This is a genomic window from Oligoflexia bacterium (assembly GCA_034439615.1).
GTDB lineage: Bacteria > Bdellovibrionota > Bdellovibrionia > JABDDW01 > JABDDW01 > JAWXAT01.
On record JAWXAT010000014.1, the window covers coordinates 12,318 to 27,224 of the forward strand.

At 39.8% G+C, this 14,907-nt stretch carries 17 protein-coding genes; 2 read left to right on the forward strand and 15 right to left on the reverse strand.

From position 1 onward, the window contains the following. Positions 1-6 precede the first annotated feature (6 nt). The 13 genes from SGI74_03865 to SGI74_03925 form a co-directional block, all read right to left on the reverse strand. A complete protein-coding gene (locus tag SGI74_03865) occupies positions 7-837 on the reverse strand; it encodes a hypothetical protein (protein MDZ4676625.1) in 831 nt (276 codons plus the stop codon). After that, positions 834-1,322 carry a M23 family metallopeptidase gene (locus tag SGI74_03870; protein MDZ4676626.1) on the reverse strand — a complete coding sequence of 163 codons (489 nt, stop codon included), beginning with the start codon at positions 1,320-1,322 and terminating at the stop codon, positions 834-836. The genes SGI74_03865 and SGI74_03870 overlap by 4 nt, the downstream gene beginning before the upstream one ends. Next, positions 1,298-2,065: a 5'/3'-nucleotidase SurE gene (gene surE / locus SGI74_03875; GenBank protein ID MDZ4676627.1), complete on the reverse strand. Its 768-nt coding sequence runs from the start codon at positions 2,063-2,065 to the stop codon at positions 1,298-1,300. Before surE ends, SGI74_03870 begins: the two co-directional genes overlap by 25 nt. A gap of 148 nt (positions 2,066-2,213) precedes the next feature. Then, a complete protein-coding gene (glyA, locus tag SGI74_03880) occupies positions 2,214-3,449 on the reverse strand; it encodes a serine hydroxymethyltransferase (GenBank protein ID MDZ4676628.1) in 1,236 nt (411 codons plus the stop codon). A 2-nt stretch (positions 3,450-3,451) separates the two neighbouring features. Next, complete coding sequence (gene rpiB / locus SGI74_03885) at positions 3,452-3,883, reverse strand: ribose 5-phosphate isomerase B (GenBank protein ID MDZ4676629.1); 432 nt, start codon at positions 3,881-3,883, stop codon at positions 3,452-3,454. Beyond that, positions 3,884-5,131: a beta-ketoacyl-ACP synthase II gene (gene fabF / locus SGI74_03890; GenBank protein MDZ4676630.1), complete on the reverse strand. Its 1,248-nt coding sequence runs from the start codon at positions 5,129-5,131 to the stop codon at positions 3,884-3,886. Positions 5,132-5,139: 8 nt separating this feature from the next. Beyond that, complete coding sequence (locus SGI74_03895) at positions 5,140-5,376, reverse strand: acyl carrier protein (protein MDZ4676631.1); 237 nt, start codon at positions 5,374-5,376, stop codon at positions 5,140-5,142. A 45-nt stretch (positions 5,377-5,421) separates the two neighbouring features. Beyond that, positions 5,422-6,168 (reverse strand): 3-oxoacyl-[acyl-carrier-protein] reductase, encoded by a 747-nt coding sequence (gene fabG, locus SGI74_03900; GenBank protein ID MDZ4676632.1) that lies wholly within the window; start codon positions 6,166-6,168, stop codon positions 5,422-5,424. 3 nt (positions 6,169-6,171) lie between these two features. Beyond that, positions 6,172-7,152 carry an ACP S-malonyltransferase gene (gene fabD, locus SGI74_03905; GenBank protein ID MDZ4676633.1) on the reverse strand — a complete coding sequence of 327 codons (981 nt, stop codon included), beginning with the start codon at positions 7,150-7,152 and terminating at the stop codon, positions 6,172-6,174. Position 7,153: 1 nt separating this feature from the next. Then, positions 7,154-8,143 (reverse strand): beta-ketoacyl-ACP synthase III, encoded by a 990-nt coding sequence (locus SGI74_03910; protein ID MDZ4676634.1) that lies wholly within the window; start codon positions 8,141-8,143, stop codon positions 7,154-7,156. After that, a complete protein-coding gene (gene plsX, locus SGI74_03915) occupies positions 8,140-9,171 on the reverse strand; it encodes a phosphate acyltransferase PlsX (GenBank protein ID MDZ4676635.1) in 1,032 nt (343 codons plus the stop codon). Before plsX ends, SGI74_03910 begins: the two co-directional genes overlap by 4 nt. 6 nt (positions 9,172-9,177) lie before the next feature. Next, positions 9,178-9,360, reverse strand: a complete 183-nt coding sequence (gene rpmF, locus SGI74_03920; protein ID MDZ4676636.1) for a 50S ribosomal protein L32 — start codon at positions 9,358-9,360, stop codon at positions 9,178-9,180. A 1-nt stretch (position 9,361) separates the two neighbouring features. Then, positions 9,362-9,916, reverse strand: coding sequence for a DUF177 domain-containing protein (locus tag SGI74_03925; protein ID MDZ4676637.1), 555 nt, complete (start codon positions 9,914-9,916; stop codon positions 9,362-9,364). Positions 9,917-10,037: 121 nt separating this feature from the next. On the opposite strand from SGI74_03925, the gene SGI74_03930 reads away from it, so the two are divergent. Then, the gene (locus SGI74_03930) at positions 10,038-10,961 is read left to right on the forward strand and encodes a hypothetical protein (GenBank protein MDZ4676638.1); all 924 of its coding nucleotides are present in this window, start codon (positions 10,038-10,040) and stop codon (positions 10,959-10,961) included. A 44-nt stretch (positions 10,962-11,005) separates the two neighbouring features. After that, positions 11,006-12,250: a hypothetical protein gene (locus tag SGI74_03935; protein ID MDZ4676639.1), complete on the forward strand. Its 1,245-nt coding sequence runs from the start codon at positions 11,006-11,008 to the stop codon at positions 12,248-12,250. 25 nt (positions 12,251-12,275) lie between these two features. Here SGI74_03935 and SGI74_03940 read toward each other — a convergent pair whose 3' ends face one another. Together SGI74_03940 and SGI74_03945 are read right to left on the reverse strand one after the other, a co-directional pair. Next, complete coding sequence (locus SGI74_03940) at positions 12,276-13,550, reverse strand: glycosyltransferase N-terminal domain-containing protein (GenBank protein ID MDZ4676640.1); 1,275 nt, start codon at positions 13,548-13,550, stop codon at positions 12,276-12,278. Further along, positions 13,547-14,560, reverse strand: a complete 1,014-nt coding sequence (locus SGI74_03945; GenBank protein ID MDZ4676641.1) for a glycosyltransferase family 9 protein — start codon at positions 14,558-14,560, stop codon at positions 13,547-13,549. The genes SGI74_03940 and SGI74_03945 overlap by 4 nt, the downstream gene beginning before the upstream one ends. Between the last annotated feature and the right edge of the window lie 347 nt (positions 14,561-14,907).

Below are 14,907 nucleotides of genomic sequence, written 5' to 3' on the forward strand. Positions count from 1 at the left end.
TTTATCCTATTCAAGTAAAGTCAGGTTTAAAAAAATACTTCTAGCTAACTGAAATTGGCTATTACGTGCAAGAAAGTCTTTATCTTCTAAATTGTTTTCATTTCCCTGCTGCCAATAACTAACGCCCATACGAACAACTTTTCCGAAAATATCTAGTTGGTAGTATATTTCACCTTGAATTTCAAATCCATAACCATATTGTACAACTTTAAGGCGAGAGGGGGTTTGTGCAGAAAAAATCTGGAGCAGATCAAATGCTGCGAGTACTCCAAGCTTTCTTGTAATAGGGATGCTTCTTTCTATAGCAAAAGAAATTCCTTTGTATTGGGTGATGAAAAGTTTGTCAGTTGTGTCCATCAGTTTAAAATTTGAATCACTTTGGTGATATAAAATTTTAAAAGCTAGGTTGTCATCAAGACGAGTATTGTCAAAGTAAAATGTGTAACGAGGGCCAATGTCGAGCCACGTCATATAGGCATCAGCTTTATTAGTTGATGCGACATCAGGCACAATGTTTTGTGCGTATATTCCCCGTGCTTCAATACCAAGATTGCCCCAGAAATTACTTACTGCTTCGCCGCCAATTGCATAGAGATTTCCATTTTGGCCTAATTTTACAGTGTCAGCGGTATTGGTAATCATTTGAACAAGACCTGTTTTAATTTTAAAACGATAATTGCGTGGAGGGTTTTGCTCTCTGATTTCATCAATAATGCTATTTACTTCATCCCATTTAAATTGAGGAAGATCGGCCTCAAATGATTGGCTTTGTGCTGGTGTCGGCGTTTGTGCCAACGTAACTTGTGAAATAAATAATAGTAAAAATAAAAATTTCACGGAAGGTACTCCAGCGGATCAACTGGTTTTTTATTCACGCGAATTTCAAAATGAAGATGTGGTGCAGTGGCGCGTCCTGTTTTACCAACGAGTCCGATGAGACTTCCGCGTTTAATGAGTTCTCCGGATTTCACTAGTAATTTATGACAGTGGCCATAGAGGGTAGCGGTTTTTGAATTGTGCTCAATAATAATCATTTTGCCATAGCCCGAAAATTTTTGGCCTGCATAAACTACTCGCCCGTCGGCTGGAGCATAGATGCGTGTTCCTTTAGGGGCTGCGATATCGATACCATCATGATGTGAGCCATCGTCTTCGGCAATAAATTCTTGCGAGACTTTGGGTTTAGCAATGGGCCAAACAAGATAGAGACCGTTTTTTTTATTTGGAATAGACGCAGGTTTACGATGTGGTGTCGATGAACAGTTGAGGTTAAGCATCGCAAAAATTATGAGTAGTGTTACCCGCCAAAACCGATTTCCCACTTTTTAAACTCCTCCATGAGTTCATAATTGGTACAGTCTAATTTTAGCGGTGTGATGCTGACGTATCCTTCATCGATATGATTGCAATCGCTGCCTTTTATATCATCAAAACCTTTGTATTCTCCACCGAGCCAATAATAGGGGCGATTACGCGGATCAAGGCGTGTTTCAATTTCATCAGAGTAGTATCTGCGACCTTGTTTTGAAATCTTAACACCTTTTACTTGATTCATCGGAAGATTGGGAATGTTCACATTGATAACATGATTAAGTGGGTATTTTTCTTTTATAGCCATGGGAACAAAAATCTTTGCAAAGGCCACTGCGGTTTCCCAGTGCATAGAAACCTTTTCGAGGTGATGACCCAATGATAAACTAAATGCTAATGCTTTGACTCCGAAGTAAGCTCCTTCGCGGGCTGCTGCTACGGTACCAGAATAATAAATATCATTTCCTAAATTTGCTCCACGATTAACACCACTCACAATTATGTCAGGCTTTTTCTTCATGATGTGTCGAGTGGCCATGTAAACACAATCAGCAGGGCTTCCACTAATTGCGTAATAATTTTTTTTAGTTTCAACACAGCGTAATGGTTTATGAAGAGTGAGGCTATGGCCACTGGTTGAACGTTCACGATGTGGAGCCACAACTGTTATGTCACCGAGTTTTTCAAGTGCTTCTGCGAGTAATAAAATTCCTGGAGATTCAATACCATCATCATTGGCAATTAAGATATTCATAGGTCCCATCCATGGCTGAAGAAAACAGTAGTTACCTATAATTATGCCAGTCCCACGGCGTCAACGAAAGGTGAGCTGATATTTCTCGCCTTTGGTCAAGTCGGGGTCTAATGGAAAAATGTATTTCTGTGACTTAAATTACTTTTGATTATTCTTTGAAAACTGGAAATCCTTGGCAAAGTTCTTTGATTTGGCCACGAACGGTTGATGTGACTTTTGATTCACCACCAGCTTTTAACACTTCGTGAATCCAAGAACCTACGATTTTCATCTCAGTCACACCCATACCTCTAGTTGTAAGAGCAGGTGTTCCGATACGAATTCCGCTAGTAATAAAAGGGCTTTTTGTTTCAAAGGGAACAGTGTTTTTATTTACGGTGATGCCAGCTTGGTCTAACCAATGTTCAGCATCTTTACCGGTAATATTTTTATTTGTTAAATCAATAAGCATTAAATGATTGTCAGTTCCGCCAGTGACAAGATCATAACCATGACCCATGAGTACTTCGGCTAATGTTTTGGCATTATCAATAACTCGCCTAGCATATTTTTTAAAGTTAGGTTTAAGGGCTTCTCCAAATGCTACGGCCTTTGCCGCAATGACGTGTTCAAGTGGGCCACCTTGAATGCCAGGAAATATTTTTGAGTTCACAGCTTTTCCAAGGGCTTCACTGCAAAGAATCATTCCACCGCGAGGACCACGAAGTGTTTTATGTGTGGTTGTTGTAACGTAATCTGCGTAGGGGATTGGTGAAGGTGAAAGATCAGCGGCAATAAGGCCTGCGATATGTGCCATATCTACAAAAAGTTTTGCGCCTACTTCATCGGCAATTTCTCGAAATTTTGCAAAATCTAGGGTGCGTGGGTAAGCCGAAAAACCCGCGATGATCATTTTTGGTTTTTCTGCAATTGCACGTTCGCGAATAATTCCATAATCAAGGCGTTTATCTTTTTGGCTCACACCATAGTGAGTGGCTCGATATAATATTCCACTAAACGAAACAGGTGAGCCGTGGGTGAGATGCCCGCCATGAGAGAGATCCATTCCTAAAACCGTGTCACCAGGTTTGAGTACGGCCATGTAAACGGCCATGTTGGCTTGTGAACCTGAGTGGGGTTGAACATTGGCGTGTGAACATTTAAAAAGTTCTTTTGCGCGATCAATTGCTATTTGCTCAATTTGATCTATGAATTCACAACCACCATAATAGCGTTTACCTGGATAACCTTCAGCGTATTTGTTTGTGAGCACACTTCCTTGAGCTTCAAGAACTTCGTTTGATACGTAATTCTCAGAGGCGATCATTTCAAGGCCTTCGAGTTGTCGAAGTTTTTCTTTTTCAATATATTCAAAAATTTTAGGATCTTGTTCTTTAATGCTCATTTTTAGCACTCCATTTTTTCTGTGCGCAATTTATGACGTCCACCTGCAAAAGGTGTTGAAAGCCAGGTACGAGCAATTTCGATTGCTAATCCAAATGGAATCAAACGAGCTCCCAAGCAAAGTACATTGGCATTATTATGTTCTCTTGATAATTTAGCGGAAGGTATATCCCAACATAATGCAGCCCTAATATTTTTATGCCGATTTGCACTCATGGCCATTCCTTGACCGCTGCCACAAATTAAAATTCCATAATCTGCTTTTTTATTTATTACTTCTTGGCATAATTTTTTGGCGTAATCAGGATAATCTACGGATTTTTCATCATGTGTACCTAGATCAATAAATTCAAAATTTAGATGCGATAGCTCTGAGATTAATTGTTTTTTAAGGGAAATTCCCCCGTGGTCTGCAGCGATGAGAACTTTTGTCATTTAAGGTCCGCGTTTAAAGATCAGTGAAGCATTTGTTCCACCAAAGCCGAAGCTATTAGATAAAACAGCGGTGAGTCTTTTTTCTCTCGCCGTGTTTGGAACGTAATCAAGATCGCACTCAGGACTTGGGTTATCAAGATTTATTGTGGGAGGAACAACGTTGTCACGCAGTGCTAAAACGGCAAACACTGCCTCTAAGCTTCCAGCTGCACCGAGTAAATGACCTGTCATACTTTTTGTAGAGCTCACCCATACTTTTTTAGCATGTTCTCCAAAAGCTCTTTTAACTGCTTGAGTTTCTGCAATATCCCCTGGGCCTGTGCTTGTACCGTGGGCATTGATGTAATCAATGTCACTGGGGTTAAGCTCGGCATCTTTAAGAGCCATTTCCATGCATTTTGCTGCGCCAAGTCCGCCTTCTGATGGACTCGTCATATGATACGCATCGCAATTTAGACCGTAGCCAACAACTTCGCAATAAATGCGAGCACCACGTTTGAGTGCATGTTCGAGATCTTCAACAACCATAATGCCTGAGCCTTCGGCGAGTACAAACCCATCGCGAGCGTTATCCCATGGCCTTGAAGCTTTTGTGGGATCATCGTTACGTGTTGAAAGGGCTCGCATAGAAGAAAAACCTGCGATTGCTAAGGGGCAAATTGTTGATTCTGCTCCTCCGGCTAATGCCACATCACAAATTCCATCGCGTATATATCTCATGGCTTCGCCAATTGAGTGAGCACCAGTGCTGCAAGCAGTTGTAATGCAAATATTGGGGCCACGTGCACCGTAAGTAATTGCTAATTGGCCAGCTGCAAGATTTGGAATCACCATGGGAATAAAAAATGGAGAAACACGATTAGCACCGCGATCTCTTAAGATATTGTGTTGAACTTCAATACCAGGAAGTCCACCCATACCAGCTGATACAATAGTGCCAACTCTGTCGGCATTTTCATCAGTGATGGTGAAGCCTGAATCATCGAGTGCCATTTTGCCTGCAGCCATGGCGTATTGAATGAATAGATCCATTTTTTTTTGTTCTTTTTTATGAACCCATAGATCTGGCTGGAAGTTTTTTACTTCACCCGCAATTTGCGAGTCATAGGTAGACGCATCAAAGCGGGTGATTTTTGAAATGCCCGATTTGCCTTCTAAGATATTCTTCCAAGTTTCTTGTGACGTCATCCCCAGAGGTGAAACAACTCCCACTCCGGTGACGACAACACGGCGTTTACCTGATTTCATTTAAAATTTTAGGCTTTTCCTTTGGATTGAAGATATTTTGTAACATCACCAACTGTGCGGAGTTTTTCTGCCGCTTCATCGGGAATTTCAAGATCAAATTCTTCTTCCATAGCCATTACTAATTCTACGATGTCTAAGCTATCAGCCCCTAAGTCATCAATGAATGATGATTCGGCTTTTACTTTTTCAGCTTCAACACCAAGCTGTTCCACGATAATATTTTTTACTTTTGATTCTACGTTCATGTGTTCCTCCTCTTTAATAAGCGTGCAATTCCCAATTTAAAATTTTCAAATCATATTTAAGCCGCCGTTGACATCAAGTGTGTGACCCGTGATGTAACGAGCGTAGGGAGAAGTTAAAAACAAGCAAGCGTGTGCGATATCAGCTGCTTCTCCCATGGATCCAAGTGGTACGCGTTCTAAGATGCTTTTCTTTTGCGCGTCGGTCAATGACTCTGTCATATCTGACCCAATAAATCCAGGCGCAATGCAGTTTAAGCGTATTTGACGACTGGCGACTTCTGCCGCAATGGATTTGGTAAAACCAATGATGCCAGCTTTACTAGCAGCATAATTACTTTGACCAGCATTGCCAGTTTGTCCGATGACACTTGTGATGTTAACAACCGAACCTTCTTTGGCTCGCAGCATTATTTTTACTGCTGCTTTTGTGCAGGCATAAACACTTCTAAGATTGGTCTCTATAACTGCATTCCAATCTTCAGGTTTAAGTCTTAAGAGGAGTTGATCTTTAGCAATTCCAGCGTTGTTGATCAAAACGTGAAGACCACCAAGGTCTTCTTGAATTTGCCCAAAATAAGTATCTACAGCTTGGGGGTCAGAGACGTTGAATTTATAAAGTTTGTGCCCTTCGCCTTGCAACTCTGAAAGTGTTTTTTGAGCTGCTTCATCATTTGATTGATAGGTGATAGCTACTTTTGCGCCAACATGGGCATAGGCAAGAGCGATTCCACGGCCAATGCCACGACTTCCTCCTGTTACGACAACAACTTTATCTTTGTAATTAAAAGCCATTGATCAAGCTCCGTCTTCAAGATGTTGCATCGTGTTTTTTAAATTTTCAACAGTGTCGATATTAAAAGTATGAGCCGTTAAATCTGTTTTTTTGATAAGCCCTGCAAGTACACGACCTGCGCCAAATTCTAGATATTTATTTACTCCTGTGTGTCGCACAGAACTTGTCCATAAGACGGGTTTAGTCATTTGTTCAAATAAAAGAGTTTTGGCTAATGTGCCATCGTGATTTTTTTCAGCATTCACATTATGAATTACTGCAAACTTCATTTGTTTTTGCCACTGAACTTTTTCAAGTTGTGATTTTAATCTTTCAGCTGCTGGCTTCATGAGTGAGCAATGAAAAGGAGCACTCACAGAAAGTGGGATCATTTTTGCTCGGCTCGCACCATAGTCTGAAGCAATAAGATGTTCTTTCATGTAGTCTAAAGCTTTTTGATGGCCACTGACCACTACTTGGCCTGGGCTATTAAAATTTGCTGCTTCTAAAACACAGTTTTTTAAACCACCATCGGTTGCAGCTTTATTTTGCATATCGCTACACGCTTTAATTACTGAGGCGTCATCTAAACCTAAAACGGCCATCATAGCCCCAGTACCAACAGGTACGGCATCTTGCATGGCTTGACCACGAATGCGTACTGTTACTATGGCTTCATTTAATGTCATGGCTTCACTTGCAACAAGGGCTGAGTATTCACCTAAGCTATGCCCCAATGTTACTGTAGGTCTGAATTCACATTCTGAAGTAAACACTCTCCATGCTGCAATGCTTGTAACAAGAAGGGCGGGTTGAGTGTTAGCTGTAAGTTTTAGATCTTGATCTGAACCTTCAAAACAAAGTCTTTTCAGATCAAGTTTTAAACTATCAGATGCTTCTTCATAAGTTTGTTTTGCGATATTAAAATTTTCAAAAAAATCTTTTCCCATGCCCGTATGTTGACTGCCTTGACCTGGAAATACCGCTGCCCATGATTCACTCATCTTAATACCTCAATAAAAGTGCGCCTGATGTCAGGCCCGCACCAAATACAGTGATGAGAATGAGATCACCTCGTTTAACTTTACCTGCTCTTACGGCTTCATCAAGTGCAATGGGTACAGAGGCTGATGAAGTGTTTCCTGTTTTTTCTAAATTCATAATGATTTTATCCATGGAGATATCAAGTTGTTTTGCAATGGCTTCAATGATGCGTTGATTAGCTTGATGGGGGATTACCCACTGAATATCATTAATTGTCATTTTATTTGCGAGTAAAACTTCAGTTGAACAACGAGACATTGTTCGAGTCGCATTTTTAAAAATATCACGACCCTTCATAATCATGTGATGAGCACCACTCTCTAAAACTTCTTTAGTGATGGGCATTTTTGAACCACCGCCAGGAAGCATGAGAAGTTCTGCTAAATTTCCGTCTGCAAATAGACTCTCACCTAAAATTGCACTCGCACTATTTTCATCAGCGCGTCCTAAAACAACGGCTCCTGCGCCATCACCAAAAAGTATGCAAGTGTCACGATCTTTATAATTCACAATACGTGAAAGAGTTTCAGCTCCAACAACTAATATATTTTTAAACATTCCTGTGCGAATATATTGATTGGCAACGCTACAGGCGAAAAGAAATCCAGAGCAAGCAGCGTTAAGATCTAAGGCTCCACAAGTTCCTGCACCAAGTTTTGCTTGAAGCAGTGATGCAGTATTAGGAAGTGAATAATCGCCAGTACATGTTGCAAATAATATTAATTCAATATCTGTTGGTTTAAGGCCTGAGGCACCAATGGCTTCTTGGGCAGCGATTAAGCCTAAGTCACTAGTTGCATGTACAGGTGAGGCAATTCGTCGTTCTCTAATTCCTGTGCGTTCAACGATCCATTGGTCATCGGTTTCAACTAATTTTTCAAGATCTTGATTGGAAAGTATTTTTTCAGGAAGATAGCGACCTGTTCCTTTTATTTGTGTATTGAAATTCATGGTGTAGTTACCTCAGCACTTTGAGTGCTAACAGGTTTTATTACACTTAAATCTAAAGCTTCACGCAAGCGATCAACGAGGCCTTCTTTTGCTGTTTTTTCAGCCATATGGAGAGCATTTTTAATAGCTAAGGTTGATGAGCGTCCATGACATATTAAACTTAAGCCCCCAATTCCTAAGAGGGGTGCTGCGCCATACTCAGCATAATCTAATTTCTTTTTAAGCGGTCTAAGTGAACTTTTTGCGAGTAAATAACCAAGTTTTCCTGAGATACTTGAAGAGAAACTTTGTTTAAGGAGTTCCATGATGGCTTCTCCTAAACCTTCTGCAGTTTTTAAAATAACATTCCCTACAAACCCGTCACAGATGATTACATCATATTCGCCAGTAAAAATATCGCGACCCTCGCAATAACCTGCGTAATTGATAGATGGGATTTGTTTTAATAATGAATGTGTTTCTCGTGTGAGTTCGTTGCCTTTACTTTCTTCTTCACCGTTACTAATCAGGCCAATGCGAGGTTTTTTAATTCCACGCATGACTTGACCATAGGCATGCCCCATGAGTGCAAAATCAACTAAATGAGTTGCCTTGCAATCAACGTTGGCACCCATATCTAAACAATAAGTTGGAAATGGTTTTAAAGTTGGAACAGGTGTCACAAGTGCAGGGCGTTCTACGTCTTTAAGTCTTTTTAGGAGTAATAAACTTAGAGCCATAAAGGCTGCTGATGAACCAGCAGATAAACTGGCATTCGCTTCGCCTTGAACTACAAGGTCTACGCATTTATACATGCTTGTATTTTTTTTATTTCGTAACTGGGCAGAAGCTTTTTCAGCCATGTCGATAAGTTCTGGAGCGTGAACGATGGAAATACGAGGGTGTCCAGCGCCAAGTAAGGATTTTAATTTTCCTTCATCACCTGTGAGGATCACATGAGCTTGGGACTCGTTAACAAAATCAAGGGCACCGCGAATGTTTACTTCGGGGGCTAAATCGCCGCCGAAGGCGTCCAATGAGATTTTCACTTTTCGTTAGGAATTCATCCTTGGAGCAATAACTTCTTTGCCATTGTAATAACCGCATGTGCATACGCGATGGGGAACTTTAAGCTCACCGCATTGTTTACAGGTGCTGGTACTGGGTCTTGTCAAAGCATGATGACTTCTTCTTTTGTTGCGCTTTGACTTTGTTGTTTTATCTGCGGGAACTCCCATTTTATTCTCCTTTTAATTCTTTCAACTTAGCGAAAGGTGAAACTTTTTGATCAACTTCTTCATGTTTACATAAACATTGTGCAAGATTTAAATTCGAACCGCATTTTAGACATAGTCCTTTGCATTCTTCAGTACATAGAGGTTGAAAAGGTATTTCCAACGCTACCTGTTCATGTACGGCTTCTGCAAGGTTGATTTCATTACCTTCAAGAAATTCTAAATCAAAAGAACCATCAAGATCATCAATAGAATCAGTTAGGCCGCTGATATTGTCTTCTGATTTATAATAGTTTGTGACGAAATTTTTTGAAAACTGAGAACTAAAATCCTCAGCACACCTTGAGCATATGTGCCGAAGTTCACCTGTTAGTTTACCACGCACTTGAACTAAACTATCTGCAGGTGAGATATGAATATTAGCCTGATAAACTGGGTAATCACCTAAAAGATCAAAAAGAGTAGTGTTGAGTTCTCCTGTTTTTTGGGAAAAATCAAAGTCTAGACCCCCTTGAGGGATTTCATGAAATTTTAGCTTTAAATCTTTGGCAGCACTCATGAATATAACGTTCTCCAATATCATCGCAAAATGACTTCTTAAATAGTCTTGGGGTGTCAAAAAGTCAAGAAATCCTATTGTTTAGATTGATTTTCATAATTTAAAAACTCTACAATCAGGCATGGCACATGGCAGTGTTGGTTTGAATCATCTTACAAGAGTTCTCTTAACCATTGTATTCCTCTTTGGAGCACTTCTTTGGCCCTCTTTTGGGCATGCTGATTCTTTAGAGATCAACGTAGAGCAAGTAAAAGTTTATGGTGCGCCTGATGAAGAATCAGATGTTATTTTTACTCTATTTAAAGGCGATTCAGTCCCTTTGAGTAAAAAATCAGTTCCTAACTACAAAAAAGTGTTGATCCAAGATGGTGGGCAAAAGCGCGTTGGCTATATTAAAAATAGTGAGCTCACCCGTGGCGGAGCAAAAACAAAACCCCAAAAGAATCAGCCAAAATCAAAACTCAAAGGACTCGCTGGACACGTTGTACTTGGTCTTACGGGTGGAGGAAATTATCAATATCAAGGGGCTAGAACTTACACTGATACCGCAAGTGCCACTGCAAGTATAAGTGCCTTAAGCGGGTTTAGTACCCTTTTTGGTGCTTTTGTAGATTATCCATTTTCAGAGAGATTTAGTGTAAGTGGCTATTTTCAGTACAAAAAAGTATCTGTTACCGGTACCGCTTCTTATTCACTTACGACAATTCCAAATGTCGCCACCGACACATTTTTAAAAGAAACATTTCTGGTTTTTGGAGCTTTATTAAAATTTTATCCAAATCGTAACGGAAGCTGGTGGTTTGGTGGCGGGGCACAGGTAGATAAAGCTACTGCGGGGACACTTAAGTTTGGTGGGTTTCCTGAAGGCCCACTTGAGAATAAAGATCTTCCAACATTTACGTATGTCTACGCTGCGATTGGTGCGAATTTTCCGTTATTTGGAAAATTCTATTTTATGCCGGATCTTAGATTTGGTGTGCTCCTTGTTTCAAATCCATTAATTATAGAAGCTGATATTATCGGAAATATTGGTTATTCGTTTTAAACATGGCACATACTTTGCGAGGAGAATCTGCAAAGAGGTGATTGATGAAGCCAAAAACGATTTTAAGTTTTCTAGTACTCCTTATTTCGCTCTCACTAGCACAATCACTACAAACGGTTCATGCAGACACTGCATATGATGTAAACACTCCTGTAAAAAAGAAATACAAAAGAGCACTTGTTGTAGCAGGCGGTGGATTTCAAACAGCCATTTTTCTTGGCATCATCGAAGGTGCCTTAAAAAGTCCAAATCCACCAGACGTCATTGTTGCTACTTGCGGCGGTTCTGTTGCCGCAGCCATAACCAATGCATTTCCTAATGTTGAAGATCGCAGGAAATTTTTGGTTGAAGACTATTATGAATCATTTCGTGATGTGAAATTAGAAAATAATGGGTTTCGCTATTTAATAAAAAGTTTTTTTAGAGTTTTAGGTGCTGCTAAATCTGGTGTAAAAGAAAAAATTCCACCTATCTTTGAAGACTACATGGTGAATATTCCCATTGATCCTAAAATAATGCCCAAACTTAACATTCCATTTAACCCACAAGGGATTCCGATTATTATTATTGCTGGGGAATTAGATCCAGAATTTGGGCCTGATCATGTTGGTGAGCTTAGGCGCGGGAGAAAACTAGTAACACAGACATTTTTTACTGACCCGATGACGGCAACGTTGCTTGAGGGTTTTGAATCACCTGTTGCTTACCCCGAAAGTACTGTTAGAAAAGAAACTAAAACAATCATTGATAAAACACTTGTGCAAGCGTCGCGTGCATCTATTTCTGATTTTTATGGAACAAGCCTTCAAAATATCGATGGCACATTTTATGTAACGGGTGCGACAGATCTTTATGCAATTGAAGTAGGTGAGTATGTTGCTGATGAAGTCATCATGACTTACAAGAGGCCGTTTCCTAAAATGTTTCAAAAAGCTATGAAAAGTGTGTTTCGCTACGATAGTAATAAACGCCTTAAAGAAGTTAACGCAAAAGATGCTGCTTATTGGATCGATATTACCGACACAAATACAACACTCGCTAAAGAAGAATTTGGGCCTGCGATTAATTGGCTTACATGGAAAGTAAATCTTCGTATGGCTAAAACATTTGAAGAATACGATGCGCGAGTGACAAAGTTGTGGAACTATGGTGAAGAGCGAGCTTGGGAAGCACTTAATTTTTCTGTAAGAAACTGGAAATGCCATGTTCGTGAGAGAAACAAAGGAAACACAGATTTTAATCATCCCTCAGTTAAGTCTGAGCCATGCCCTGTTAAAAAACAAAAATAATGTTTTAAGTAAATTTTAATTGATTCTAGTGAGAATTGATCCAGGTGGCGATTTTTTTACTCACCCCGGTTTGTGATTTGATAAAATCAGTGATCTCTGATTTTCTTTTTTCTACTTCATTTGAATTTAATTTTGTTTCATTCATCAAGATTGATTCTAATTCAAATGAATCATCCACGACGCGGGCAAAGCCTTTTGTTTTTAAAGACAATGCTTCGCGATTGTTGTGGTGGTAGGGGCCAATAATAATAAGATTACCGCAAGCTGCGGGCTCCATCACACTATGTACAGACTTTTTAAAACTACCACCTACGAATGAAATCTGAGCTATTTTGTACAAATCAGCTAAAACTCCCACGACATCAACTAAAATAACTGGTGAGCTCGCTAAAGTTTTGCTGTCTGCCTTTTCAAGAGTATCGTTAAGTTTTGAGTAATATACAAATTCAAATCCTAATTTTGTGAGCTGAATTTCAAGATCTTTGAGATGTTGTTGTGTGGGCTCATGGGGTGCTATTAAAACTTTTAAGCCTAAGGTGACAGGTTTAATGAGTGCGGGAATAAGAATTTTTTCATCTTGGGGCCATGTACTTCCAGCTACGAAAATCGGAGTGTTTGGAGTTTGTGTTGATGATAAATTTTTTATCGGTCGATTTTCTTGAAGTCGAAAAAGAACTTGATCAAAACGGGTGTCGCCATCAATTGAAATTTTTATATCTGGATCAAGGCGAAGAAAATTACTTTTATCTTCTTCAGCTACACATGAAACATAAGTTAAATCTTCAACGATGCGACCATAGAGTAAGCGCCCCCAAAAACTTGCAGCACGACCACTATGACTTGGCAATGTTGCGGAAAACAAGATGCTGGGAATATTTTTCTTTTTTGTCTGCCAAATCATATTGGGCCAAGTGTCTGTACGTGCGATTGCTAAAACTTTTGGTTGATAGTGATTTAAAAACTCATTCCAGTGCCATGGTGTATCCCATGGCATGGGTACAAATAAATCTATCTCAGGAGTTTTTTCTAAAGCTTTCATCACTGATGGAGAAAAATAAGTTACTAAAATCTTATGAGTACTTATTTTTTTAAGTTCTCTAAGAACAGGCTTTGCGTATTCGAGCTCTCCACTGGCGACGTGAAACCATATCCACGATGTTGTTTCATCGCGAGGTTGGATCCAGCTTTTATGTTTTCTAATTTTTAAACCCAATTTTACTTTTTCATTCTTAAAGCTTAGGAGCCAGAATAAGAAATAGACCAAAGGATAAAGTATAAATGTGTAGATCGTTTGAATCATGAGGTTTCCAAAATGGTTTTAAGTTCCTCTAACACCATTTCAGGTGTGATAAGTTTCATGCATTTTTGATATGTGGGGTTAACGCAGGGGCCAGACCCATCTTTTGAACAGGGTTGACACCAAAGTTGTGTCTGAAGTGCTTTACTTGTTTTTCGATAAGGGTGGCCAAAGGGGGTGGGGCCTAAAATGCCGACAACATTTTTTTGAAGACATTCGGCCATATGCAAAATTCCTGTGTCAGCGGCGACTAGTGTGTGACAAAGTGAAACGGCAGCGGCACTTTCAAGTAAAGTGAGTTTACCTTGAAGTGATAATACCCGTTGTTGATTAATGATAAGGTCTTTGCAAAACCCGTCTTTTGGGCCACCTAATATAAGAACATTGTAATCAGTAAGTTTTAAAATCTTCGTAACGACTACTTTCCAATAATCTAAAGGCCACGTTTTTTTTGCCCAAGCTGTTGCTGGGGCGATGGCGATCCAGGGTTTTCCTTCCCATGCAATTTGCTGTTTTACTTTTGTGAGAATCCCTGGGGCAAGATGAAGTTCAGGGCCTTTATCGTCAATCATAATACCCCACCGTGCAAGTGGTGACAGGTAACTATCAACGGCACGATAGCGCTTACCAAAAAGATTTATTTTAAAAACAAAGAGTAAAAATCTTTTAATACGACTTTTAGATCGCCTTAAAAAAAACTTCGGCCTCAAATAAAAACTTAATATATGAGATCTTAAATTATTATGTGCATCATAGACATGTGTGTAGCCAGCATCTGCAAGTATTTTTGACTGCGCAAGCCAACCTTTAAAACCAAGAGCACGCTCAAATGAAATTACGCGTGAAACATAAGGGTTGTAAGCTACGAGTTCACGATTATCAGATCTGACGAGCCAATGAATCTCAGCGCGGGGAAATTTTTTGCGCAAATGTCTTGGTATTGCTGAGCATTGAATGATGTCTCCAATACTTGAGAGTCTGATGATGAGAATTTTCTCTGTTGTTGTGCTCATGTTTTTGAGCTTAGCTTGAAATATTGATTAGATCCAGAAAACCAGACATGCCCATATCATTGATGCAAAAGCGCCAGCGCGTGAGTCTTCGCAACTAACCATGAGCAGAGGTGAAATGAGAATCGCTAAAGTAGTCATGTAGTCTTAATTGAGCAAGAAGTAGTCCTTTTGGAAAATGGCTTAAGTGATTGAAATAACAGTGATTAAGAAATGCTAGGGGTATCTATCAATTCGACAAAGAGACGATTTTTGTAGCTTCACAGTGGGTCTCCGGCTGTGGTCTCCGGTTATGTGGAAGTTGGCAAAACTTGATTTGAATCATAATGTACTTCATTTTCTTAAGTCAG